The sequence below is a fragment of the Butyrivibrio sp. AE3004 genome (assembly GCF_000703165.1).
GTDB lineage: Bacteria > Bacillota > Clostridia > Lachnospirales > Lachnospiraceae > Butyrivibrio.
This window is the reverse complement of sequence record NZ_JNLQ01000002.1, coordinates 553,594-578,614: the sequence shown is the minus strand read 5'-3', so window position 1 is coordinate 578,614 and position 25,021 is coordinate 553,594. Positions and strand designations below refer to the sequence as shown.

The 25,021-nt window shown below is 39.8% G+C and carries 19 protein-coding genes; 1 reads left to right on the top strand and 18 read right to left on the bottom strand.

The window, feature by feature from the left end; translation table 11 throughout:
- Positions 1–92: 92 nt before the first annotated feature.
- The 8 genes from BV60_RS0105710 to BV60_RS0105670 all read right to left on the bottom strand — a co-directional run bounded on the left by BV60_RS0105710 (position 93) and on the right by BV60_RS0105670 (position 14,516).
- Positions 93–2,549 (bottom strand): ABC transporter substrate-binding protein, encoded by a 2,457-nt coding sequence (locus BV60_RS0105710; RefSeq protein ID WP_029320150.1) that lies wholly within the window; start codon positions 2,547–2,549, stop codon positions 93–95.
- Between the two features lie 418 nt (positions 2,550–2,967).
- Positions 2,968–5,874, bottom strand: coding sequence for an ATP-binding response regulator (locus BV60_RS21725; protein ID WP_051656535.1), 2,907 nt, complete (start codon positions 5,872–5,874; stop codon positions 2,968–2,970).
- A 51-nt stretch (positions 5,875–5,925) separates the two neighbouring features.
- On the bottom strand, positions 5,926–7,254 hold the full coding sequence (locus BV60_RS0105695; protein ID WP_029320148.1) for a GGDEF domain-containing response regulator: 1,329 nt from the start codon (positions 7,252–7,254) through the stop codon (positions 5,926–5,928).
- The gene (locus BV60_RS21720; protein WP_051656534.1) at positions 7,254–9,809 is read right to left on the bottom strand and encodes a response regulator; all 2,556 of its coding nucleotides are present in this window, start codon (positions 9,807–9,809) and stop codon (positions 7,254–7,256) included. The genes BV60_RS0105695 and BV60_RS21720 overlap by 1 nt, the downstream gene beginning before the upstream one ends.
- Positions 9,802–10,905, bottom strand: coding sequence for a BMP family ABC transporter substrate-binding protein (locus BV60_RS0105685; protein ID WP_029320145.1), 1,104 nt, complete (start codon positions 10,903–10,905; stop codon positions 9,802–9,804). The genes BV60_RS21720 and BV60_RS0105685 overlap by 8 nt, the downstream gene beginning before the upstream one ends.
- Before the next feature lie 13 nt (positions 10,906–10,918).
- Positions 10,919–11,785 (bottom strand): transporter substrate-binding domain-containing protein, encoded by an 867-nt coding sequence (locus tag BV60_RS0105680; protein WP_029320143.1) that lies wholly within the window; start codon positions 11,783–11,785, stop codon positions 10,919–10,921.
- Between the two features lie 335 nt (positions 11,786–12,120).
- Positions 12,121–13,308 carry an acyltransferase family protein gene (locus BV60_RS0105675; RefSeq protein WP_029320141.1) on the bottom strand — a complete coding sequence of 396 codons (1,188 nt, stop codon included), beginning with the start codon at positions 13,306–13,308 and terminating at the stop codon, positions 12,121–12,123.
- A gap of 68 nt (positions 13,309–13,376) precedes the next feature.
- Positions 13,377–14,516 (bottom strand): glycosyl hydrolase family 8, encoded by a 1,140-nt coding sequence (locus BV60_RS0105670; RefSeq protein WP_029320139.1) that lies wholly within the window; start codon positions 14,514–14,516, stop codon positions 13,377–13,379.
- 249 nt (positions 14,517–14,765) lie between these two features.
- On the opposite strand from BV60_RS0105670, the gene surE reads away from it, so the two are divergent.
- Positions 14,766–15,482, top strand: coding sequence for a 5'/3'-nucleotidase SurE (gene surE / locus BV60_RS0105665; protein ID WP_029320138.1), 717 nt, complete (start codon positions 14,766–14,768; stop codon positions 15,480–15,482).
- A 3-nt stretch (positions 15,483–15,485) separates the two neighbouring features.
- Here the strand turns inward: surE and BV60_RS0105660 are convergent, their stop codons facing one another.
- The 10 genes from BV60_RS0105660 to BV60_RS22670 all read right to left on the bottom strand — a co-directional run bounded on the left by BV60_RS0105660 (position 15,486) and on the right by BV60_RS22670 (position 24,918).
- Positions 15,486–17,387 (bottom strand): EAL domain-containing protein, encoded by a 1,902-nt coding sequence (locus BV60_RS0105660; protein ID WP_029320137.1) that lies wholly within the window; start codon positions 17,385–17,387, stop codon positions 15,486–15,488.
- 169 nt (positions 17,388–17,556) lie between these two features.
- Positions 17,557–18,192, bottom strand: coding sequence for a hypothetical protein (locus tag BV60_RS0105655; protein ID WP_029320135.1), 636 nt, complete (start codon positions 18,190–18,192; stop codon positions 17,557–17,559).
- Between the two features lie 195 nt (positions 18,193–18,387).
- Complete coding sequence (locus BV60_RS0105650) at positions 18,388–19,749, bottom strand: MATE family efflux transporter (protein ID WP_029320133.1); 1,362 nt, start codon at positions 19,747–19,749, stop codon at positions 18,388–18,390.
- A gap of 101 nt (positions 19,750–19,850) precedes the next feature.
- Positions 19,851–20,585 carry a LytR/AlgR family response regulator transcription factor gene (locus tag BV60_RS0105645; RefSeq protein ID WP_029320132.1) on the bottom strand — a complete coding sequence of 245 codons (735 nt, stop codon included), beginning with the start codon at positions 20,583–20,585 and terminating at the stop codon, positions 19,851–19,853.
- Positions 20,586–20,685: 100 nt separating this feature from the next.
- Positions 20,686–21,651: a flotillin-like protein FloA gene (floA, locus tag BV60_RS0105640; RefSeq protein ID WP_029320130.1), complete on the bottom strand. Its 966-nt coding sequence runs from the start codon at positions 21,649–21,651 to the stop codon at positions 20,686–20,688.
- Positions 21,652–22,134: an NfeD family protein gene (locus tag BV60_RS0105635; RefSeq protein ID WP_029320128.1), complete on the bottom strand. Its 483-nt coding sequence runs from the start codon at positions 22,132–22,134 to the stop codon at positions 21,652–21,654. It abuts the gene before it with no gap.
- A 2-nt stretch (positions 22,135–22,136) separates the two neighbouring features.
- Positions 22,137–22,874: a sensor histidine kinase gene (locus BV60_RS0105630; RefSeq protein WP_051656533.1), complete on the bottom strand. Its 738-nt coding sequence runs from the start codon at positions 22,872–22,874 to the stop codon at positions 22,137–22,139.
- A 546-nt stretch (positions 22,875–23,420) separates the two neighbouring features.
- Positions 23,421–23,606, bottom strand: a complete 186-nt coding sequence (locus BV60_RS0105620) for a TetR family transcriptional regulator (RefSeq protein ID WP_029320122.1) — start codon at positions 23,604–23,606, stop codon at positions 23,421–23,423.
- Between the two features lie 212 nt (positions 23,607–23,818).
- A complete protein-coding gene (locus BV60_RS0105615; RefSeq protein ID WP_029320120.1) occupies positions 23,819–24,565 on the bottom strand; it encodes a YoaP domain-containing protein in 747 nt (248 codons plus the stop codon).
- Between the two features lie 2 nt (positions 24,566–24,567).
- Complete coding sequence (locus tag BV60_RS22670) at positions 24,568–24,918, bottom strand: GyrI-like domain-containing protein (RefSeq protein WP_255358142.1); 351 nt, start codon at positions 24,916–24,918, stop codon at positions 24,568–24,570.
- Between the last annotated feature and the right edge of the window lie 103 nt (positions 24,919–25,021).

The following is a 25,021-nucleotide window of genomic DNA, read 5'->3' as shown; positions in this document are numbered from 1 at the left end:
ATAATTCCAGCTTTTCCGACAAATAGTTAAGCTTACTGTCTTATGCAAAAAAACAGGAGCTGTATAAAACAGTTCCTGTTTCCATAGTCCTATTACATCTGTTCGCTAAGATACAGCGATACTCTGCTCTGAATTATATCCGCAACTTCCTCGGCGCTTTTTTGTCCCTCGTAAAAAGCTTCGGCCTCTTCCTCAATAATCTTTTCTATGCTCTCATCATTGCTTGCAGCCGCAGTTACTGATTTTACAAAGTCCATAACCGTTTCGGTCTCTTCTTTTGAAAGCTCCTCAATCGGAACCTCCACTCCTCCGGCATACCAGACAGAGCTCGTCTCAACCTTGTTTCCCTTTGAGTCAAGATAATATGGTTTCTCCTGTGCCTTTTCAGCAAGGGCTTCAAGCGCACTTTTTTCTACCGGGAAGCCCCACTCGATTTTTTTCTGATATTCATCAGACATAAATGACTTCATAAATTCCCAGACTGCCTGCTTGTTCTTACAGGAGCTGCTCATGGCAACCTGTACGGTAGGATTTATATAGGACTTTCCGTCCGTGCTCGTAGGATAACCGTTAAAAATGATATCCTTTCCAAAATAACCTTTTTTTAGTGCCTGATAATCATCAAAAGAGCTGAACCAGTAATTCATAAGAAGAGATTTGTTTTCTCTGTAGTAAGTTTCATACTTCTCATAATCAATCTCTTCATCACCATCCGGAAGTTCTTTTACAAATTCAAGGAAGTGCACAAAACCTTCAGAGTCAAAACTACAGTTACCTGTCTCGTAATCTATAAATGAATTGGCAATAGCCTGATAAAGCTGTCTGGCATCAGCTCTTGTTACGGTTCCCATTCCAAGGCCGGGATCTATTCCGCATTTCTTACAGATATCGTCGTAGTTCTCAACAGTTACCGTTTTACCTTTAAGGTTATCCTTTGCAGCAACGCAGGTACTGATTGAAAAGCTTGGGATAACTGAATACATACTGTCCTTTATCTTAGTAGCTTCAAGAATATTTTCAAGGTAATCGGAAGTATTGATCTCACTGTCCGCCTCAAAATACGGGTCAAGAGGTTCAACCACACCCTTTAATGCATAGCTTTCAAAGGGCATCTGACTGTCAACAACGATAATATCAGGTGCTTTTCCCGAAGTAATATCAAGGCTGAGTCTGTTAACACCATCTGTATATGCATCACCTGTATCATCTTCTGAAAAATCTGCGTAATCAACTATGTTTATCTTGTACTTATCACTTTTCTTATTGAATTTAACAGCCTGTTTTCTGATCGCATCCTGCATATATACTGTTCCAAGAGTAATGATCTCTTTATCTTCGACAGCTGCCGGATCCACCTTAGTAAGACATCCCAGTGAGCTTCCGCTTTCCTCGTTTGAATAGGAATCGGTTGCCACTACGATTTTTCCGTCAGCAAGCTCTCCTATGAAAGCAGTGTTATCAACGATCATATTGGATGCTGTATAATCAACAACCTCGGTTATCTTTTCGTCACCTATATTAAATCCGTTTATCTCCGAAGTTCCGGCAACGTAGAAATCATAGTTCTTTCCGGGATACATATTGTAGCCGCCGTAAACCTCCTCCGGAAGCTCAATCCCCTCTTCTTCAAAAGTAAGACTTTCCGGATTGAATTTATAGAGCTTTGCTTTATCATCGTTATCGCTTTGGCAAACATATACATCACCGCTCTTTACTCTGAAAAGATAATCCTCATAATAATCGTCGTCATTACCACTTTCTCTCTTTATGAGATTCTTTCCGGCACCGGTCTCACCATCATACAGTGAAAATCCTGCCTCGGTGCAGGTAAGAAGTCCCTTTCCCTTAACATAGGCCATTGATCTGATATATGAATTTGCATCTTCATCGACAATGGGTTTCTCCCAAATGATCTCGCCTTTATCTGATGCCTTTACCACACAGACATTCTCTTCGAATTCACCACCATCGTATTCGGCACCCTCATATTCAGCTATTTCGCTTTCTGCTTCAACTCCTGCATCTTCAGAGCCTCCATCTTCAGAGCCTCCATCTTCAGAGCCTCCATCAGACTCTCCGGAAGCATCTTCAGAAGTCTCATTATCCGCAGTCTCATCCACAGAAGCTTCATCCATGGCCTGGTCATCCTGAGTAAATGAATGCTTAAGGAAATAAATATTCCCATCTTCATCACATGTCATAGTGTCGAAGCTGACATTCTCCTCGTTGTTTTCAGGCAATTTGATTTCTTCAAATTCCCCTGTTGCAAACGGCATTTTAAAAAACACAAAGCTGCTTTCAGCCTCATTATACTGATAGCCCTGAACATACAAGTTATCCTTACTCGTACAAACAGTCTGGATGTGGCAGTCCTCTGCCATGGAAAAATCCAAATCTTCAAAGCTGTAAACATGGTCCTTATCTATCTCAGTAGCAGGTCTGTCTACGCCTTCCGTTATAACATTGCTTTTTTTTCCACAGGCACACAAAAAAGCCATAGAACATACCATGCCTATGGCCAGTCCCTTAACTAATCTCCCTTTTCTCATACATGAGCCTCCTCTATAAACAAACCGTTTATATTTCTAAATGATGTCGGATGTCCGTTTTTGTAATGTCGTGCAAAATACGCACGACAACAAAAAAGGCTCCTCTATAAACAAACCGTTTATATTTCTAAATGATGTCGGATGTCCGTTTTTGTAATGTCGTGCAAAATACGCACGACAACAAAAAAGGCTCCTCTATAAACAAACCGTTTATATTTCTAAATGATGTCGGATGTCCGTTTTTGTAATGTCGTGCAAAATACGCACGACAACAAAAAAGGCTCCTCTATAAACAATAGTTTATATCTCTAATCCCCCTCAACTCACATAAAGTTTTCTACATATTGTCATAAATAGTAATTTATAATACCATATATTGTTGTGCAATCATAGTACTGTGAAAAAAATACACAAAATTTCAGAGCATTTCTCTTATCGTATCCAGCATTTTGTTTACTTCAATGGGTTTTGCTATATGCCCGTTCATTCCGCTTTCCTGTGCGTTCTTTACATCATCGGCAAAAGCATTGGCTGACATGGCAACTATCGGGATACTGTTTAGGTGCGGGTCATCCAGTGCCCTTATATTCCTGGAGGCTGTATATCCATCCATTACGGGCATCTGGATATCCATAAGGATCAGCTGGTAAGTTCCGGGCTTGGAAGAAGCAACCTTCTCCACGGCAATCTGCCCGTTCTCAGCGGTATCGTACATGAATCCGAACTTCTTCAGAAGTCTTGTCGCAATTTCTCTGTTTATAACCTGGTCCTCAACAAGCAGAATCCTGTATTTACTGAAATCTTCCTTCGAATCTTCGATATGATGATGCTTTTTATTATAATCCTCATAATTCATTATCTCGAAAACAACATCAATAACGAATTCCGTTCCGACTCCCTTTTGACTTTCCACTCTGATATTACCATCCATGAGTTCAATAATACTCTTGGTTATGGCCATACCAAGTCCTGTTCCCTGAATTTTGTTAGCCGAATCTTCTCTTGTGTATGCTTCAAAAACCGTTGCCGTAAATTCAGGACTCATTCCCATTCCGGTATCCTTAACGCGGATCTCATATTTACCCTTTCCACCGGATACTCCGTTCTGTTTAAGCGTAACTGTTATAGTCCCGCCTTCGGGCGTGAATTTAAAAGCATTGCTTATCAGATTAAGCAGCACTCTGTTTAAACGGTTTGCATCGCATCTTACATATTTATTCGAAATATCATCTGTATTTACTATATAGTTAATACCTTTACTCTTCATTTGAGGAGTGAAGATAACATTAATCTCCTCTATAGCGGCTGTGATATCTGTATCCTCTATCTCAAGTTCCATCTTGCCACTCTCAATTCTCCCCATATCGAGAATATCATTTATAAGCGAAAGCAGATGCTTCCCGGAATATTCAATCTTTTCAAGATTGGCAACAGCCTCCTTGGGCATATCCTTAATATCCTTGGAAAGCTCTGTATACCCTATAATTGCATTCATGGGAGTTCTAAGGTCATGGCTCATGTTTGAGAGGAATGTACTCTTTGCCTTACTATTTTCCTCTGCCATGATTTTTTGTCTCTCCATTTCACGCTCTCTCTTATGCATGGTGTTATAAACACTGAACATGACATACAACGCAAACAGTATTATTACCATCTGAATAACACTATAGGTCAGGAGCGCATTATTTACATAAGATACCTTATCGGTAATATAATCATCTACAGCAATCTTTTCGATATCATTTAAGCCTATTTTACGGGCAGATATCTGCTCCATATGATAATCATTAAGGTCGTTTAAAGCCTTTTCCGCAACATCATGAGATGCCTCTCTGAACCACAGCATGTTTATGAAAAAAACAAGAAATAACAGCGCAAGAATTGAAGTAGTAGAATGTCCGAATCGTTTTTCGGTATCTCCCTTCAAAATAAAATAAAAAGCTATAAATCCTGCGATACTCCACAAAATAATGATCAGATATGACTGTGGTGTAAGCGCTTCAACACTCCACAAATTAGGAATAAGAAAATACAGTGTAAATATGATAGACAGGACAAATCCTATAACGCCTGTTGCCTGAACAAGTACATTTTTAGTCTCTTTTGCACTCTTAAATGCAGCTATGGAGGTATATGAATACGCCACCGTAGCCCCTATGGTATTTACATCAACTATCCAGCTGATCGCTGTCCTACCAAAAAAGGGGATTACCATTGACACTGCTGTTATGCAGACAATCGCCTTATAAGGTACATTCTTCCCATTAAGTGCACCCACCCATTTCGGGAAAATATTGTCTCTTGCCATGGAATACATAAGCCTTGAGCCTGCGATAAGATTACCGATAAGTCCTGTGAGTATCCCCGCTGCCACGGCAAGGCCAAGAAGTACAAAACCTGTTTTCCCAAGAATGGACGTTGCCGCATTAAAAGTAGGAAGGCCACCAAAGCCCGAATACTTTCCGAGATTCCCTATATATTCAGTCCAGTCGGAAACTCCCTCCGGAACCGTAGATGCAGCTATTAGAGCAAGGAGAGAATAAGCTACCGCCCCTGCAAGAATTGCAAAGAAAAAGACAGGAAGTGTCTTTTTTGTCGAAAAAGTAAATTCTTCTGTCGAATGTGAAATCGACTCAAAACCAACATATGCCCATGGCGCAAGCGCAACAATCTGAAACACCTGAAAGCCCTTTGACTTATCAGGTATAAATGCCGGCTTAAAAGTATCCGCACTGATATTTGACTTCGTCATTATGAGAATCGCGGTAATTACAATTCCCCCAATAAGCACAAATGCCAGAATGCTTTGAATCAAAGAAGAAAGTTTTCCACCACTAAGGCAAATAAGTCCGCATAAGGCAATTATTGTGGAAGATAAAAACGCCTCATAGACATATACATTAAATCCGGCTATGGTATAGCTTGGACCGATTTCGAGAACTCCCGGAAAAAGATTTCTGCATATTATCGGAATGGCAGTTGCATTAGCCCATACTATGGCCATATATACAAGAAGCAGAAACCACGCGCCAAGAAATCCCTGATCAAAGCCAAATACATGCTTTGAAAAAGCATAGGTTCCGCCATCATCCGGGTACATATTCATCATGTAATGAAAATTAACACCAATAAGCAGCATCACCAGACCACCCACAAGCATTCCGATTGCTGTTCCAAAAGGTCCCGCAAGCGGAAGAAAGGTAGTCCCCGGCATAACAAATGAGCCCCAGCCAACACTGCAGCCAAAAGCAAGTGCCCATGCACCAATAGGTGAAAGATATTTTTGAAGATGCGGATTTTCGCTTGAAGTGTTTTCTTTAAACATCAAATTATCCTCAAGTCCTGTATCTGAATCAGGAGCAATTTTGCTGCTCCATCAATCCTGAATCATAAATTCTTTATCCCATTTAAAGGCAAATCCCTCTGCCTCAGGATCCTGATCCCATTTTTCTTTTATTCTTTCGATAGGAACCTCACAGTCTGTTTCCGTAGTTTTCAGGAAAATAGCAAGAACGTTTGCTGCTCCAAACCTGGTCATAACATCACTTCCGCGAAGACAGGACGCTGCAACTTCCATAAAATGATCCGTTACATTCGATATCTTGCTTTCGTCAGCACCTTCAGCTTCTATGCTGAATACAACGAAATGAACATCCCAGGCATAGTTCTTCTGAAACCTCATCATAAATCTGTATATGAGCTTGAACTGATCCATTCCAAGTACATATGCACCGCGTTTAATCTCTCTTTCCCGCAAAAGCATGTGTAGTTCTTCCATACCCTCAGCGGACTTTTCCGGCTTCTTATCTTCGGAATGCATATAAAAGGCATAATTGTGTTTCCCTGCCTGCTTTACCGTGTAAAGTGCCTGATCAGCCTTCTTATACAAAGTTTCATAGTCTGTTCCTTCGTCAGGACATATAGTCGCGCCTACCGAAACTCCGATAGGGATGTTCATATCCTCACCAAGCAGCTCCTTGGTATAATCCAAAAGCTTGCGGTTCATGAACTGTGTTCTCTCGGCGACCATTCTTTCATCCCGGACATTCTGACAAAATGCCACGAACTCATCGCCTCCGACTCTTCCCACAATATCCGAGGATCTCATAATACTGCGGAGAAGCTCCGCAAAATAAATAAGAACCCTGTCGCCCTTTTCATGACCGTACAGATCATTGACCAGTTTAAAGCTGTCCAAATCGATCATCATGAAAATTCCTCTGCCCTTAGCTGCAACAGTATTTACATCTCTTGCTGTCGCCATTTTGTTGAGAAGGCCTGTCATCGGCTCTATCTCTGTCTGTTTTTGCAGACCACTGATCCTATCGAGGTTATTTATTATGTTATTTATTCTATGGAGAAGAACCTCTGCCTTAAAAGGTTTTCTGATATAATCTACAGCTCCTACTTCAAGCCCCTTTGTCTCAGTATCATCGCTTGAATATGCCGTCATGAACATGACCGGAATAACGAAGTTATATGTCTCCCTTAGTTTTTCCATCATTTCAAAGCCGCTCATTTTGGGCATCATAAGATCAGACAGGATGAGGTCCGGCCGCTCTTTTTCATAGAGCTCAATGGCCTCTTGTCCCGATGAGGCAGTTATGACATTATAACTTGGTTTGAGCATTCTGACCGTTATCATTCTCACAAGGTCATCATCATCCACAACCAGTATTTTTTTGTTATTAGTATTGTCTCCCATCAGATTTTCCCAAGTAGCTCCTTTAATCCTCTATATTCATAAAGAACATCGCTTGTATTGTTCCTTATGTATTCCAAATCATTATTCTTTCCGGCTTCTTCCAGAAGTTTTGCCTTTTCTGACAGTCCACTTGCTCCTATAAGTCTCGACGAACTCTTAAGTGCATGAACCTTGATAGTATAGTCCTCGATATTTTCAGCAAAATACAAGCTTTCAATCTCATCTGCCTTTTCATCTATGGTATCTCTGAAAAATCTAAGAGTTTCAGCATAAAGATCTTCGTCTCCTGCATACTCAATACCGGCGTTGATGTCAACGATTCCCGTTTCCTGAAGTTTATTAATCTCTTCATGAACTTCCGGAGAGACGCTGCTTTCATCCTCTATAGCGATAACCTCTTCAGGTTTCTCATTTACAGGTCTTTCTTCACTATCACGCAGCTTATCCTTTGGCAGATACTGCATTAGCATCTCTTCAAGAACCGTACCGCTTACAGGCTTCTCAAGATAGTCATTAAAGCCTACCTTTATATACATTTCCCTTACGCCTTCCCTGACATTCGCAGTAAGCGCTATGCAGATGCAATCTTTATTCTGATTATTGTTGTCTCCTCTTATTCTGTTTAGAAGTTCAATACCGTCCATCCCAGGCATTCTGTGGTCAATAAGCATCAGATCGTATTTATTTTTAGCAATAAGATCAAGAGCTTCCTTTCCGCCAAGTGCCGTATCTATCAGAATTCCTGTTTGTTCAAGAAGTCCCTTTACAACCCTTAAGTTGATCTCCATGTCATCCACTGTAAGTATTCTTACATCAGGCGCGTAAAAACTTGGCTTGTATCCCTTAAGCTCTGCTTCTGCTTTTTCAGCGGTATTTTCGTAATCTCCGACAGGTTCCCAGCTTGAAACCTTTTGCCGCACAACAAATGAAAATACGCTTCCTACACCATAAACACTGTTTATATTAATATTACTTCCCATGGCATCAAGAATTTGTTTTGCAATACTCATTCCAAGTCCGGTACCCTCAACAGAGCTGTTTTTCTTTTCATCAAATCTTTCAAAAGCAAGGAATATCTTGTCAATATCCTCCTTTTTCATTCCTATTCCGGAGTCTTTGACACTTACGCTAAAATCAATCTCCTCATCATTTATTTTTATGAAATCAAGCTCAAGCTTTACGAAGCCTTTATTTGTATATTTAACAGCATTGGTGAGAAGGTTTATGATAACCTGTTTCATTCTTGTTCCGTCACCAATAAGCTGCTCAGGCATATCTTTATTGACATTTACCTCAAAGGACAGTCCCTTTGACTCTGCCCTGTCCTTTATAATGATAATCATATCTGTCAGCATTGTAGACACATGATATTTATCCTCTATGAGTCTTAGCTTGCCCGCTTCGACCCTCGAAAAATCAAGGATATCATTTACAAGTGCCATAAGCGAGGTTGCGGAACTTTTTATACTGTACGCATATTGCACGAGCTTTCTGTCGTTTGTCTGCCTTATTATCATCTCGTCCATACCAAGTATCGCATTGATGGGCGTTCTTATCTCATGTGACATATTTGCAAGGAAAAGTCCCTTTGCATTTGAGGCATCCTCAGCTACCTTTTTCGCAGTTCTGAGTTCGTCACTCTCACGTACTTTAACAGAAGATATTATCAGTAAAACTCCCAGCACCACCGCCATAACACCAAATAGGCAAAACACACTCATTATCGACCACATAAGTGTGTAAAGATCTCCCACAGCATCTTCATAAGGTATCCCTCCTGCCAGAATAAATGGAGTATTTTCTACCTCAGCTGTGTAGAAAAGCATCTCACCTCTTGTAGTATTAACTTTCTCAATGGCAACAGCATCCGTTATCTGGTTCTTTCGTAACCTTTTAAAAACATCCTGCACCGACCTGCTGTAAAAAAAAGCCTCATCTCCTTCTTCTTTTTCCGTAAACTTAAGGACCATGTCACCATCATTAGTCATAAGTGACAGATTCCCCAGGTCTTTTATATTATTCAGGTTATGATATTTTCTTATATACGAGCTTGAGCACACAGCATAAATAGCATAATGAACATTATCTCCATTAAGTACAGAACTTGAAAGAAGAACAGCCCCGGTTTTAAGATAGGATATATCCGAGCCTCCGGTTAAGGTAACAAGAAACCCCTTATATTCGTTCATAGGGATTTTCTCTCCATAGTAGGCATTTCCATCCACATCCATAATTCCCAAAAGGATGCTTGGTTCAGATTGAAAGATACTTTCAATCAGTTCCTTGGCATGCTCCAGATTTTCATCCCACTGTTCAGGATCCGAATCTTTCAGAAGAACGCCTATATGCTCAAGCGTTCTCATTTCCGTCCATACTTCTCTTTCATAATAATCGGCTGCCGCTTCTGCTCTGCTTTCAATTCTCATCTCGGCAATTTGACCTATATGCTTTGCCAAACTCACATATAAATAACTACCAAGTGTAATCATGACCAGTAGTGAAACAGCGAGAATAGCCATTATCTGATTATTGAAATAGCGGAGTGATTTAATCATAGATTTCCACTCCTTCCATATACCAATCCATCTTCCTTAAAAGGGCATCGTCGCTTATTCTTTCACCTTGTCTGCACATTATCCGTCCATCGTTACTTACAAGGTCCCCGTAGAAAACATCATGAATTTCTCTTAGCTTTGTAGCTCTTTCATCAACCCGCTCCAGCACACTCTTAGGTATAAGCGGAGAAAGCTGTTGCAATTCCACAGCATCATACACTATTCCCCACCAGTAATATTTCCCTTCTGAAACACTGCCTTTAAGGAAATCACTTATTATACTCTTATACAGCATATCCCAATGGCATACTATTGATGCAAGGTACTTGTCAGAGTATCCTTCCTTGTAATTGTTATAGCCTATTGAATAAACATTATGCTCTTCCGCAACTTCCACAGCAGAATGAATACTTGCATGATATGCGATAACGTCTGCGCCATCCTCTTCGATCAGTTTTCTTGTTGCTTCCCGTTCTTCCTCAGCATTAGTCCATTCACCTATATATCTGACCTTAACCACTATGTCGGGATTAACCTCTCTGGCCCCAAGTAAAAATGCATTTATTCCTCTGTTTGACTGTGAATTATTTGTAGCAGCAACAAACCCCAATATGTTACTTTGGGTCATACTTGCAGCTATCATTCCGCTAAGTAACCTCATCTGATAAAATCTTGCAAAGTACGTTATGGTGTTGGCGGGTTTGGAATCGGCTGAAATAGTATAAAATATAACATCGCTGTATTTTTCAATAATGGAATATACATTTTTGCCAAAACCATCACTTGTCAGAAAAATGACGTTGCAGCCTTTCTCCACAAGCTCGTCTACTGCCGGCTCACAAGCTTCAAGTGTTTCATCCACATTGGTAACAATTTCAAACTTTAAACCATACTCTTCACAGGCAGCCTTAATTCCTTTGTAATGATTTTCATTCCAACCGCCGTCATCAATGTCATCAATAAAAACCGCGCCTACTTTAGTTTCTTTTTTTTCAGCAGGTCTATACACAGAAATAAGGCCCACAATAAGGCCAATAAGAACTGCAAACATTATGATGAATAATATCATTCCTATGTAGTCTTTTATCCTGGTCATAATTCCTGCCTTCTCATTCGTTCGCAATAAGATACTTTAACGTTGCAGAATCTCCGATAACATAATCAGCACTTCCATTATTTAATGCAATAAGGCAGTCGTGCAAAGTCTGGCATTTAAGCACATTGCACCTGACTCCCTCAAAGTTTTCGACTTGTCCCTCGAGGTACTCTTCACCAGTGGTTTCGGACTCTACTGCTATTGTTACGCTCTTATCAAAACCTTTAAGGATATTCTCCACATCCTCCTTTGTCTTTGCGTAGTCCAGCTCTTTGTTTCCGGTCTTTGTGGCTATACACTGACCTACACGAAAATAAGGTACCGAGAAGTCAACGTACTCTTTTCTCTCGTCATTAATAGTTATTCCGGCTATACAGATATCACATTTACCCTGACTTACCGTTATAAAAAGGATATCGAAATTCATATTCTGCAGGACCAGTTCCTTCCCAAGACTATCCGCAATTGCTTTTACCAGTTCCTTGTCAATTCCGTAGTAAGCATTACCCTCGTCATAATCAAAGGGTTCAAAGTCACCTGTTGTCGCAACCACAAGCTGGTCTTTAGAGCTATCAAGCGTCTCTGAATAAACAGCATGTGGCTCTCCATCGCCAAAGTAATGACCTGTGATCTCATCATAGGTTCCATCGACAAGCCCTTTTTCGATAAAAGCGTTTATCTGTTTCAAAAGCTCAGGTTTATCCTTGCAAACACCAATTCCGTATTCCTCTTCCGTCAACATCACATCGATAATCTTTACTTCGCTGTTATCTTCTTTTGCATCAGAACCAACCAGGTTTTCTTCTCTATTTTTGCAGGATGTCAGCATAATGATACATATGATTACCGGTAACATTGCAGAAATAATTCTCTTAAACATAATTGTTCCCTCAAAAAAGCCTATAAATACGTCATGGTAATAATTATCATAAAATCATTATCGCTTATTCCTATAAAAATATGATAAACAAGACATTAAGTTACGATAAATAATTCATTATAAGTTTTTATGCCGCTTATAAAGCACATCTTCGCAAACAGCGCATATTTTTTATTTAATCAAGACGTAATTTCACACTAAGTTCGTAAGAACCCCCACTAAGTGCTCTACTCAATAAAAAACGCTATATATAAATGCAATACATACATTTACATATAGCGTTATTTTTAATATTATCTAATGCTACAAATTGCTACTTACTCATGTTTTGCGAATCATGAAGCTTTCTTTAATATTTCTTCTTTAGCTTTTCTTTTCCCTGTGCCAAGTATCAGCCCATGCAGTTTTTTAAGAAGTATGGCTGAAGGTACTCCAAATGCGAATACTACAAGTACATACAGGAACACATTTCTGATCGGGAAAGGTGATTTTACTCCCCCGTCAAAGGTGTGATCGCAAAGTTCAACAAACAGTCCGTGGATCAGATAGAACTCAAGCGTGATCGTACCCATAAACTTAAGGAATCTGTTTCCGATCTTTACCTTCATACCAAGTAAAAGTGCAGCAAATACAAAGTCTGTAGTGACAAGTACCTGGCTTAGAAGTGTCAGACGTCTTCTCATTACTTTGTCAGGTGCAAAGAAGTTTTCTCCGTAATAAGAGAAGAAATCCTGTGCAAAGCATGAATACAGATACAGCGGGTAAAGCGCAAGAACTGCTGCTATCGCATATACCCAGTAATACTTTTTGAGATGAGGAATGATCTTGTTTTCATATTTTGCAAAGATAATTCCTATCGGGAACATATGAACACAGTTCCACCACCACTCGCCTCGTATGAGGTAATCATTGTGGTCTATTCTTGTTCCGAGCAGCATGTAAAGCACAACAAAAGCTGTTGTTGAGAAAACTGCAAAGCCGTCCTTTTTGATGAACATAAATGAAAAATAAAATGCCAGATAAAAGAACGGAAGCACGATTACATACCAGGTATTCGGATTGCACAACTTAATGCTTGAAAGATATAAAAGCGCTCCTGGAACATCCATTTTTTCACCCACAAGAAGTCTTGCGATAAAGAAAATCACGGTTGTTGAATAAAGAGCAAGAACCACCGGAAGAACTCTCTTCTTTACAAATCCATTCAGATAGTTTTCCTTCGTGTGGAAGCTCTTGTATGCACCATACCCGTTGAAAAACAGGAAAAATGACACCAGTATGTAGCCTATCGGAACAAAAAATTCCAGTCCCGGAATAATACGGCTCTTGGGAAAAAGCCATGAAGCGCAGGTCTTTTGTCCTATGTGGTGCAGCATGATGCATATTGTCAAAAATCCCTGAAATGCTTTTGTCTGTTCAAGTGAAAGTCCGTCATTCCACTCACCTTTTTTTGCAGGTTTTGCTCCCCACAAAAGCAGTACCGGTAAAATAAAATACACCGAATAAATTAATTGTTTCCCCATAATTTTGTAATACCCTCCTATATGAAATTGTTATTTATTTGAAAAAACCCCAATTACGTTTCCCTTTGTTACCAGATTCTGTAATTTCCGGAAAGGGCAAGTAGTGCAAACATATACAGACAGTTATCGTAATATCTGCGCTCTCCCTTTCTCAAAGGCTGATTCCAAAACCACTCTACCCATTTTTTTGCGGTCTCAAAATCTTCATCTGATACAGCAAGTGACCCCTGCGCCATTGTTGAAAGAAGTCCCAGTGGATGAAGCACCGGTCTTTCAAGCGGTGTTCCGTCAACCTTATAGGCACATCTTACTGCCTCTAGATCAGTACCGAAAAACTTCATCATCCTTAAAGGAACACCAAGCTGTCCCTTATCATCTCCAAACCACACCGCATCAAGCCCTATATTTGCTGCGGTTCTGTAAGCATCACTGAAAAAGTCTCCGAACTGTCCCCAGGGAAGAACCTTATCCATGGGTGTACCGTCAAAGTTACCGTATTCAGGATTAAGTCCCGTTTCTTTGTGGCATGCTTTTACAAGGTATTCTCTGCTTACATCTGCTGCCTTTTTGAAAAACTCTCTGTCCTCTTCGTTTGCCCACAATGCAAAGAGCTCATAGAAGTGAGGAAGATGATATGACGGATCCGTGTGCGGACTTCCGGGCACAAACAGAATCTGTCCGTTTTCCTTATTCCACATAGGGCTTCCCTGTCTTCCGTTTTCTCCCTTGTGAAGGCAAGCACTGAGAATTTCTCTGGCCTGTCTGCTGTACTCAAATATTCCCTCGCCGTCACCCCATCTGTGCGAGGCAAAGAACAGCGCCATAGCATAGAATTCTTCTCCATCAGGCGCAGGTCCATATGCATTCTTGGTTCCATCCGTCTGGCATGACCATGCAAAATAGCCTTCGTTTTCACCCTCGTCCATATACATGTAGGTCTTGGACCATTTCCATATACGATCAAATTCCTCTTTCATGTCGAGCTGGACACACATCATCATGCCATATGACATTCCTTCTGTTCTGGCATCATTGTTTCCCGTGTCGGTAAGATATCCCATGTCCGTACCTGCTTCATGGTATATTCTCTCATTCTCATCATAGAAAAAGGTTTGCACTGCATCCCTGATACGTGCCTTTATCTCTTCATCTGTTTTTCCAATCTCTTTGAAAAGATTTCGGTAGTTACCGGTCTTAAAAGCTCCCATTCCATGTCCTTTCTTCTATTATCTTCTGCCATTCTGTACGACAAAAAAATGTAAATATTATATTTAATAATCCCATTATTTGTATTCTTTGTCTGTCATAATCTTGCTTTTTTCGTTGTTGTTTCTTGCTATTTAGAGGCAAGTACTCTTTTGTTTTCTTCTGAATAAAATGATATATTCATAATATTAGGATTTTTCCTTACTGCTACGAGATTTTTGAAACTGTACTAGTTGAAAGGAATAAGAAAGATGAAAAGAATACTTATTACAAATGATGATGGAATAGATGCAGGCGGAATCCACAGACTTGCACAGGCCGCAAAGGAATTTGGCGAAGTCTGGGTAATTGCTCCGGCTCACCAAAGAAGCGCTGCTTCTCACAGTATTACTCTTCGCGAGCCTATTGATGTTTTCCCACACGCTTTCCCCGTTGAAGGTGTTCATGCTTTTTCCTGCAGCGGAACTCCGGGAGACTGCGTTCGTGTCGGCAGCCTTAATGTCATGCCGAAGAAGCCTCATATTGTTTTATCAGGCATCAATTACGGCTACAATGTAGCGACCGATATCCAGTATTCCGCAACAGCCGGAGCAGCCTTTGAAGCAGCATTTCAGGGTTTTCATGCGGTTGCTTTATCAGAGCATATAGATGACAAACACGAAGTTACAAATGCATATCTGAAGGATATGCTAAAAGAAGCCCTTAATGTAAAACTGGACTACGGACAGATAGTAAACATAAATTTCCCCGGTTGTCCTTTATCGGAATTTAAGGGTGTAAGACGTGAAGTTGCAGTATCACGCAGTGCTTTTTACAAAGACAGATACAAAATAGTTGAGCATTTTGAGGGTGGCGGATTGCGACTTATGGTGGACGGAATCTACAATGAAAAATGCGAAGAAGGCACTGACTTTAAGGCGCTTATCGAAAACTGCATATCTTTTGGCATAGTAAATAATATAGGATGATCTTTAATCCACCCCATATTTTTTTACAAAATCTTCCATGGACATCGGTGATGAGAACAGCATCCCCTGCAGGTAATCACAGCCGATGTCCGTCATTTTTCTTGCCATGTCCTCTGTCTCAATGCCTTCTGCAGTAATACTGAAATTCATTTTCTTAAATGCGCCTACCATCATCGGTACTATATGATCCGGTGCACTGCAATAATCCCATACAACTTCCATATCAAGCTTTACATTTATAAATGGGCTCTTTTTTAGTCTGGACAGATTGGAGTATCCTTTTCCGTAGTCATCGAGCACAAATTTAAAGCCTTCCTTTTGCATTATCTGGATCTGCTTTTCCATCTGCTGCTCGTCTATCATTGCTTCTTCGGTTATCTCCAAATGAATTATTTCGGGATCAATACCGTATTTATGTACTTCCGATAAAAATCTTCTTCCGAGATCCGCACGCATAAATTGTATGGGAGAAAGATTTACATTTATAAACTGCATCCCCATTTTTTTAATTTCGGTGTCAGCAATAAACTCACATACTTTTTCGAAAACCTGCTCTCCCAGCTGGTTTATGCGCCCATTCTGCTCAGCTATCGGGATAAAAGCTCCGGGTGGTATAATATTTCCCCCATTATCCCTTATTCTTGCTAATGCTTCCGCTCCAACAAGTTTCTTTTTCTTCGCATCGATAATAGGCTGCAGATAGACTTCCACACTCCTCTGATCTATTGCGTTTTCCATAGTGCGCTTGAGGTACAGTCTGTCCTCGTAGTCAGCAATGGGATCATCCGACACAAGGATATTGAAATCATTATCAAGTTTATTAGCCTGTTCAAGCATTACTGTTATAGTATTAAGCACAACATCAGCTGATGTGTAGCCTTTTTCACAATCTATTAGTGCAAACCCGGCTTCCAGGTACAGCTCAGCATTAGCAGACCTCCACGGAAGCATAAATCTGTGCCTCAGCTCCTCATGTATGTCTTCCCAATCCATATCGGTATCTCCGAGCAATACGAATCGTCCACTCTGATAATAAAACTCCATTACCTCGGGATAGTTCTTTCTCAGATAACCGGATATAAGCGCTATACCCTGATTCATCTGAATTGTTCCGTATAATTCCCTGATGTCATGGTAATCACGTATAATAAATGCAAGAATCTTGTATCTTCCGTGCCCTTCATTTTCTTCAATATATGTTCTAAGGGCCTTGTTATTAAAGGCCATGTTCCTTCTTTCCAGATAAAATTCAGGATTCACGTATGACAGGTAAATTATCATGATCGCCATCAGGCAGAAGGTATCATAAATGAGTATCTGCGGAAGAAGTATCCTAAATACTGAGCCTATAAAAAGGACACTGTTTAAGCAGATTACGCTCACTCTTTCCTGTCTGCGTCTTATTCTGTTAAAATTCGTGAAAATCAAAAAGAACGATAAAGCTATGTAAAAATACAGACATGCATAGATTATAAAATGAAACGGTCCTCTGTGATAACCGGTTTCATCAATGTAGAAAATATAACCTCCGAAAATGCCCAATACCGCAAACACTTCAGAAATTGTAAACGGCATTCTTATAAGCCACCTTTTTGCTTGATCTATCTGAGGAACAATTCTGAGTATAATAACCGTTATTTCAAAGTACAAAAATACACATTCCAGAAAGCCGATAAAATATAAAGAATTTAAAGCAACCAAAAGCCAGGCGGGTAATGAATAATATTCATTATCTGCCCAGCTTGAAAGGATATCCATGATAATAGTAAAGCCTTCTGCAATCATTATAGCCAGAAATACTCTATTCAACCTGATAGGTAATCTCGGTAATGAAAAGTAGTATCCCATAATTATGACCAAAATGAGAAGGCTGGGAATAATATAGCTAAAATTCCAATCAGTCATAATCGCCCCTCATAATGCAATACCACAATCATATTGTATCAAATGTACAAAAAACTGACATAAACATTTGATTATTCGTATATGAAAATATTATAAAGGCGATTATTGTATTCTAAACAAAAAGCGTATCTGTAATAGGCAGATACGCCGAATGTTTTTCCTAATATATTTACCACCTATGTCCTGTACCATCTCCCATGAAGTGATAGTAACCTCCAAAAGGTTCACATTTCACCAGTTCCTTAAGATCTGCAAACTGTTCAGACGTTAAAAGAACATCATACTCGTCATCCCCAAGAAAATATTCCAATAAAAAAACATGCTGATATCCATTGGGATCGACTACATCCGGACAACCTTTATCACTTGCAAAATCAACATTGTTGTATGTAATTTCAATGGAATGCGCATCATCTATCATAGGAATGTCGCCACATAAAACACGTCCGTTAAGGTCTGCAACCTTGTAGAATATGCAGTAGGTATTGAGCCTTGGATCATCTTCATCACTACGTATAACCTTGTTTGCACTTGATAATAGCAGAACCTCCGCATACTTAGTTCGTCCGTCTTCTATCGATGCCAATAGCTTTTTCTTAAAGCTGCCCTTGAAAAGTCCGGTCTTTACTGCCTTTAGAGCTTCTACTGTTTCTTTCGGCACCGGCTTAAAAGGAAGCGTGGTCACAGATGGGCGCTTCTGATCTTTTTCATACTCCTTCATGCCTTCGCCGAGTGCTCCAAAAGCCTCTCCCGCTACGCTCTCAAACATTCCGTCAAATACATTTTCAAATACATTGCCTGACATTTTTAATATTTTCCCTCATGGAATTTATTATATTTAATTATTTTTAATTATTTTTCAAAATTTTACCTGTTTATATCTCCTCATTATTTTTTTAACACTGTACTACAGGAGTCAAAAAAGAATCTTTATGGCTTTTGCCCCTATCAAATGATTATACATTATTTTACACGCTACTGTGTTTTATCTTATTTGTCATTAGTCAATTTGTCTATTCTGCCATATCTTTTTCTTGAAAACAGCATATCTCATCCAGGCTGTAATTCCGCTTATCGCCCAGACAATTCCAACGGACCACCATATTCCCCACAGCCCTATGGCAGGAATTGCAGTAAGCATCACAGGTACCGTAAATCTTCCGATTACTTCCACTATTCCGTTCAGCAGTGCAAAGAATGAGTCTCCGAGACCGTTCAGAACTCCTCTTACAACATATATTATGCCCAACATTATATAGAAAAGGCTGGTTATCTTTAATGCTTTTGCCCCCATTATAATTACAGCTTCATCTTCAACAAATATTCGTATAATCTCTTCACCGAATATCTGTATCAGTGGCAGCATCAGGACTGAAAATATCGCCATCAGCAAAAGCCCTTTGCGATATCCTGCTGTAATCCTCTCCTTTTTATTTGCTCCGTAATTCTGACCTGTAAAGGTAGAAAGAGCTGCACCAAGCGTCTGGTAAGGCTGATGGATTATCTGCTCAATCCTGCTTGTTGCGGTAAATGCGGCAACAGCCACTTTTCCATATGAATTAACAACCTTCTGAAGAGCCATACATGAAATGGCAATCAGTGAAAACTGCAAAGACAGGGGAATTCCAAGTTTTAATACCTTAACGGATATTGTCCTGTCAAACTTCATATCGTTTTTGTTCATATGGAAATACTCGTTTTTTGCGATTGCATATAAAAGGCAGCTGATTCCGGAAACAAACTGTGAGATAACCGTCGCAATTCCCGCACCTACAACACTCATATGAAAAACACATACAAAAAGTACATCCAGAACAGTATTTAGCAAACATGAAAAAATCAGGAAATAAAGGGGTGTCCTTGAGTCTCCCAAAGCTCTTAGCATGGAGGATGCATAGTTATAAAGCGAAACAAACACAATGCCTACACACATGATCTGCATGTATATCACGGCATCTCCCATTATTTCATCAGGAGTCTCCAAAAGAGACAACGTCGGAGCTGCAAGAAAAAATGCACATGTTCCCACCATCAGCGGAAACACCAGCATTATATAACCTGTATTTACAATACAACTCTTTATTTCTTTAACATTTCCTTTTCCAAAACACTGTGACGTTATAATTCCGCCGCCACTTCCGATTCCGTTACAAAGCGCAAAAAACAAAAATGTCACAGATCCGGTGGCTCCTATTGCAGCCAGGGCGTCTGCGCCCACGAATTGTCCAACGATAACAGAGTCCACCAGATTATATAATTGCTGAAACAAATTGCCTATAAGCATAGGTATTGAAAACTGAATTATAAGTGAAACAGGATTTCCTTCAGTCATATTAAGTATTGCTGTTTTATGTGCTTTCATTTCTGCTTTTCCTTTTTCATAGAGTTTATATGGGAACAGGCCCTCGCAATGCGAGGACCTGGCTAAATACGATTCCCAGCAGGTGTATAGCTAATTAGCTGTTAAAACACCAGCTTTTGTTTCATTTCATTATATTTTTCTGAAGTCATAAGTGCAGTATCATCTGTATCCTTAAGAGTTACAGTATATGTCCATCTGCCGTATATTTCAAGCTTTTTAATCGCTTCAACTCTGATAATATAGGATTTATGGCATCTCATAAATTTATCGGAATCAAGTTTATCCTGAATAGAAGAAAGTGATGCTGTTGTGAGAAAGGTCTCATCTTTAGTCACTATCCTGCACATTCCGTCAGTCCGCTCTATCATTATTATATCCTTAGTATCTATGAAATTTATCTCTTCCTTTCCGCGAATGACCAGCTTCTCATATCCGGGTTCCGCTTTCGAATCGGAATTATCAGTATTTTTTCCGGTCGTCATGCTCTTTATCCTATCCAGTGTCTTACCTATTCTCTCAAGATTAAAGGGTTTCACAAGATAATCAAAAGCATATATTTCGAAGGCATTAGCCATGTACTCGCTGTGAGCTGTCGCAAAAACAATTTTCACCTTGGGCTCCACTTCCGTAATAGCCTTGGCACATTCAAGGCCACTCTCCCCGGCAAGATCTATATCCATAAAAACAACGTCCGGGCGATGTTTGATAAAATCACTGATAGCCGAAGCAAAATTACCGCAGGTAGCTACTACTTCACAGTCAGAAGTCTTCTCGATCATTTTCTTTAGAATATCTCTTATCTGTTCCTCATCTTCAACTACCATTACCCTTATCATAGTTTCGTCCTCTCATTGCCTTGGTATAGTTGTTTTATTGTAACCCGGCTACGTGCTATATAAAATCTGAATCCACCGAGTTGTCTTCATCTGTCTATGGTTAGTTCTTGTCCTTTTTAGTCTCAACATATTCAGCTATACTGTTTCCGATGTCGTTTTTCATCTTTGTGTCTGCCTGGACGTTTTTGAGATTATAGTAATCAAGCACACCAAGATTACCTGATCTAAGTGCTTCTGCCATAGCCCTTGGTATATCTGCTTCTGCTTTTACAACTTCTGCTTTCATTTCCTGTTCAAGAGCTACCGCCATTGCTCTCCTCTCTTCAGCCTTGGCCTGGGCAATCTTAGTATTGGCTTCTGCCTGAAGACTCTGAAGGTTTGCTCCGATATTTCTGCCTATGTCGATATCAGCTATATCGATGGACATAATTTCGTAGGCCGTTCCTGAATCCAGTCCCTTTTCCAAAACAACCTTAGATATATCATCGGGATTTTCAAGAACACTGCTATGCGTCACAGCTGAACCTACAGTAGTAACAATACCTTCTCCGACTCTTGCCAGAACAGTTGCCTCTCCCGCTCCACCGATGAGTTGATCAATATTGGTTCTTACTGTAACACGGGCTTTAACAAGAAGTTCTATACCGTCTTTTGCCACCGCCGAAATCTGCGGGGTCTCGATAACCTTTGGAGTTACGCTCATAGTTACCGCTTCAAAGACATCACGTCCTGCAAGATCAATAGCGGATGCCTGCTCAAAAGATAGGTTCATGCTGGCTCTCTCCGCAGCTATAAGAGCATTTACTACACTATCCACATTTCCGCCTGCAAGATAATGAGCCTCTAACTGATTGGTAGTAACATTGATTCCCGCTTTTGTTGCCTTAATAAGCGGACTTACAATCTTGGCTGGCTTAACCCGGCGAAGCTTCATTCCCACCAACGAAAAGATACTTATTTTAACCCCGCTGGCCACTGCTGAAATCCACATACCGACAGGAATTATCGCAAAAAATGCAATTACTAATATGATTACAATCGCTGCTATTATAATAGGTGTCATCATTTATTTCTCCTCCTCGACTATTATTCTATTGTTTTTTACTTCTGTTATAACAAGCATCGAGTCCTTTTTTATGTAATAATTTGAAGAAAGAATATCAAATTTAACTCCATCAAATTCACCCTTTCCGGAAGGCTTTAAATCCGTTATGGCAATTCCTTTTTTTCCAATGAGATATTCCATATCCTTTTCTTCGATAAAAAGATTTTTTCCCTGCAGATCCTCATCTAGTTTTATTGGTGATTTTATCTTCTTCGAACTGAATATCACTATACTCATCACGAGCATCACTGCAATTATAACAATTGCGATTACTCCAATTATCACTCTTTCCTGAACACTTCTCCCGGTTAAAAAAATACCGGCAGCCGTAAAGATAATACCGGCAATTCCGGGAAATCCAAAGCCGGGCATATAGAACTCGACACCTATCAGAAGTATTCCTATTATCAGGACTACTACTCCCAATATCTGAACTGCTCCCATCACTATTCTCCTTTTCCAAAGCTTACTGTAAAGACCGTCTCCTCGTCATCTGACAAAAGTTCAATGTCTCCACCACTCTTGTGCAATATTTCCGAAACGATTGCAAGTCCCATTCCATGTCCTTCTTCTTTCCTTGTGGAAAATCCCTTTTTAAAAATACTCTCTCTTATGCTCTCCGGGATCTTTGGTCCATTATCCTCCACGCTAAAAATATACCTCTCAGGTGTTTCCGTAATGTTCACTCTGATCTTCTTTTCATCACCATCAAAATCTTCAAGTGCTTTCACCGCATTGTCTATCAGATTAGAGAGAACCTTACACAGCTCCCAATCCTCTATACTAAGCTTTTTAAGATCGGATTTTACCTCTATCAGAAACTCAATTCCCTTTGCTTCTGTTTCAGCGGCTTTAGCTGCCAGGAGTGCATTTATTGCAGGCTTTGACGTCTTTACAGCTTTTCCTGTTTTAAGCAGCTCCTTATAAATTTTCCTAAGGTATGAATTCATTTCATCATATTCCTCAAGCTCCATAAGACCATACACAATTTGCAGATGGTTCAGATAGTCATGTCTGTCCATTCTAAGTTTGTCATTCAGCTTACACAGATTGTCGATACTTTCCCTAAGCGCATCATTCCCGGCAAGCAGTTTCATGTAGCTCCTTATCAGAACGACAATACAACCTGTAAGGATAACAACCAATGCCACACAAAAGATAAGGTATACATTTATATCTCCCACAATCGCCTCCGTTGTTCTTTATATCCATAATAGCATCGCCAAAACTTCCATCAATTCATATCTTCTCAATTATACAAAATAGCGCCTGAAATGACATTAATCACCTATCAAGAACATAGTATCCGCTTGAAATGACATTTATCACCTTTCACACACATAGTGTCCACTTGATATTATATTTGCATAGTGGTCTGATATTTCACACATTTTGCGCGCTGATGTGCGCAAGCTTTAGTTTGCATATACATTTGCGCACCAGTCGCATCCAAAGCGAAGCGTTTTTATCGTATAAGAATTACGGAGTAATTTCTTATACGATAAAAAATAGCCAAGCTACAAGCTCGGCTATTTCCCAAGTGTTATTCTCACTCGTCAACTCTGTTATTTTTTCATAAAGACAGGTCCATACAAGTATTATTGTAAGATCATCTTCGGATAGAACTATCCATCGTTTTCTTCTAATTATAATTTTGCTAAAAGAGGCAGTAGCCACAAGTTGATTAACATTTTTTACAGCCTGTTTGGTGTCCACATGTTGGGGTTCTTTTAAGTTGTGTTAACATAATCCCAAGCAATCAGATCATATTTATCCATAAAATGGCGATAAAACGTTGCAGGTGAATAGTCGCAATTATCTACTATTTCCTGAATCGTTATCTTATCTACCGGATGGAGCTCTGCCAATTCCCTGAAAGACTCCGCCAGAATCTCTTTTGTCGTTTTTCGTTTCACAGCTATTTACTCCTTCAGTCAAAAATCCTCTTCTTAGGCAAATTATTCCCTAAGAAAAGGCTAATATGATTAAAAATAGTTTTCAAGTGAAATCATAAAAATATGCGTCATCAGCTTCACCCCATCCAGAAATATTCCGCCAATATAATTATTTCATTTTGCACTTTTGCAGGAAAAATCGACATAGGTATTCAAGTCACCAAAATCATTCATTAAGCATTAACCAACTTCAAAAATTTCTTATCATTCATTTGTTCATTTGTCACATAGTCACCATCAATGAACAGCGCATACGTGGTAATTGGCGTTGGCGCATTCTGAGCCTGGTCTCTGTTTTCTATTTTAATCGCTCTGAAAGGTATTCCATTATTCTTAGCAGTCTCTTCCAACACCGGTACATACTTGGCATTAAATGGGCATTGATTTGTGTAATAAAGAACGTATCCTTTTTCATCGATATGAGGATGCTTTGCGCATTCCTTGAAGCATGGCGTTTTAGCACTTTTTTCAAAGGGCAGATACCACAGCTGGATTCCATTATCGGCTTCATCACAAACTTGAAAGCCCTTGAATGACAGGAATTTTGGATCAGAAAGGAACGGTTTTTTCTTAGCAGCAGATAATATGCAAAGCCCCTTTTTTCCTTTACCCTTACTGTCCTTTATGCACTCATTAAGAAGATCACTTGAATAACCATGCCCCTTCAAGGAACCCGAAATCCACAGGCAGTCGATATACATATATCCGGGAGCATTTATCGGATTCCACGCATACTCAGCAGGAATATATTCAATAAAGCATTTACCGCGCTCGACGCTCTTTAAGAAAACCAGCCCCTCATCGAATCTGTCAGCAAGCCAGGCTTTTTTGGATGAAACCTGTATATCTTTATTGTTTGAAATAGCACAACAGATGTGTTCTTCCTCAAGGTTATCCTTTGTAACTCTGATATACTCCATCTTCAACTCTCCTTTCTAATAGGATGTCTGATAACCGTCTTAAGCTTCTCTGGCACCACTTTCCTTGCATCGCTAAGGTAAATCTCATGGTGCAATCTATTTTCTGTGATATCTAAAACATATCCCTGCTCTTCCGCAAACTTATGCATCAATTCCACTGTTGCAGGCTCGTCATCATAGGATCCTATATGCATGCACTGAACGCAGATTCCTTCATCATATGAAAAAAACTCCACCTTTGAATAATCCGTTTTCTTTTTAGCCGTAGCTTCTGAAATGTACTCATACCTGCGTCTTGTCATTTTCTCAAAGTCGTTCCTGCCGTATAACAGAAAAAGCGTTCCATCCTTCACCAGATAAACATTTGATGTATCCTCTGCTTCTTTTATCTCAAACCCGAGCACATCCCTGTAAAAACGTACCATTTTACCCATGTCCTCCACAAACAATCCAAAA

Excerpts from the sequence above, each read along its gene's own strand:
- BV60_RS0105635 (WP_029320128.1), bottom strand. The coding sequence starts at position 22,134 with ATGGGAGCAGTTCAGATATTGGGAGTAGTAGTCCTGATAATAGGAATA.
- BV60_RS0105675 (WP_029320141.1), bottom strand. The coding sequence starts at position 13,308 with ATGGGGAAACAATTAATTTATTCGGTGTATTTTATTTTACCGGTACTG.
- BV60_RS0105660 (WP_029320137.1), bottom strand. The coding sequence starts at position 17,387 with ATGACTGATTGGAATTTTAGCTATATTATTCCCAGCCTTCTCATTTTG.
- BV60_RS0105680 (WP_029320143.1), bottom strand. The coding sequence starts at position 11,785 with ATGTTTAAGAGAATTATTTCTGCAATGTTACCGGTAATCATATGTATC.
- BV60_RS0105710 (WP_029320150.1), bottom strand. The coding sequence starts at position 2,549 with ATGAGAAAAGGGAGATTAGTTAAGGGACTGGCCATAGGCATGGTATGT.
- BV60_RS0105695 (WP_029320148.1), bottom strand. The coding sequence starts at position 7,254 with ATGGGAGACAATACTAATAACAAAAAAATACTGGTTGTGGATGATGAT.
- BV60_RS21725 (WP_051656535.1), bottom strand. The coding sequence starts at position 5,874 with ATGTTTAAAGAAAACACTTCAAGCGAAAATCCGCATCTTCAAAAATAT.
- BV60_RS0105685 (WP_029320145.1), bottom strand. The coding sequence starts at position 10,905 with ATGACCAGGATAAAAGACTACATAGGAATGATATTATTCATCATAATG.
- BV60_RS0105670 (WP_029320139.1), bottom strand. The coding sequence starts at position 14,516 with ATGGGAGCTTTTAAGACCGGTAACTACCGAAATCTTTTCAAAGAGATT.
- BV60_RS0105615 (WP_029320120.1), bottom strand. The coding sequence starts at position 24,565 with ATGGAGTATATCAGAGTTACAAAGGATAACCTTGAGGAAGAACACATC.
- surE (WP_029320138.1), top strand. The coding sequence starts at position 14,766 with ATGAAAAGAATACTTATTACAAATGATGATGGAATAGATGCAGGCGGA.
- BV60_RS0105650 (WP_029320133.1), bottom strand. The coding sequence starts at position 19,749 with ATGAAAGCACATAAAACAGCAATACTTAATATGACTGAAGGAAATCCT.
- BV60_RS21720 (WP_051656534.1), bottom strand. The coding sequence starts at position 9,809 with ATGATTAAATCACTCCGCTATTTCAATAATCAGATAATGGCTATTCTC.
- BV60_RS0105645 (WP_029320132.1), bottom strand. The coding sequence starts at position 20,585 with ATGATAAGGGTAATGGTAGTTGAAGATGAGGAACAGATAAGAGATATT.
- BV60_RS0105655 (WP_029320135.1), bottom strand. The coding sequence starts at position 18,192 with ATGTCAGGCAATGTATTTGAAAATGTATTTGACGGAATGTTTGAGAGC.
- floA (WP_029320130.1), bottom strand. The coding sequence starts at position 21,651 with ATGATGACACCTATTATAATAGCAGCGATTGTAATCATATTAGTAATT.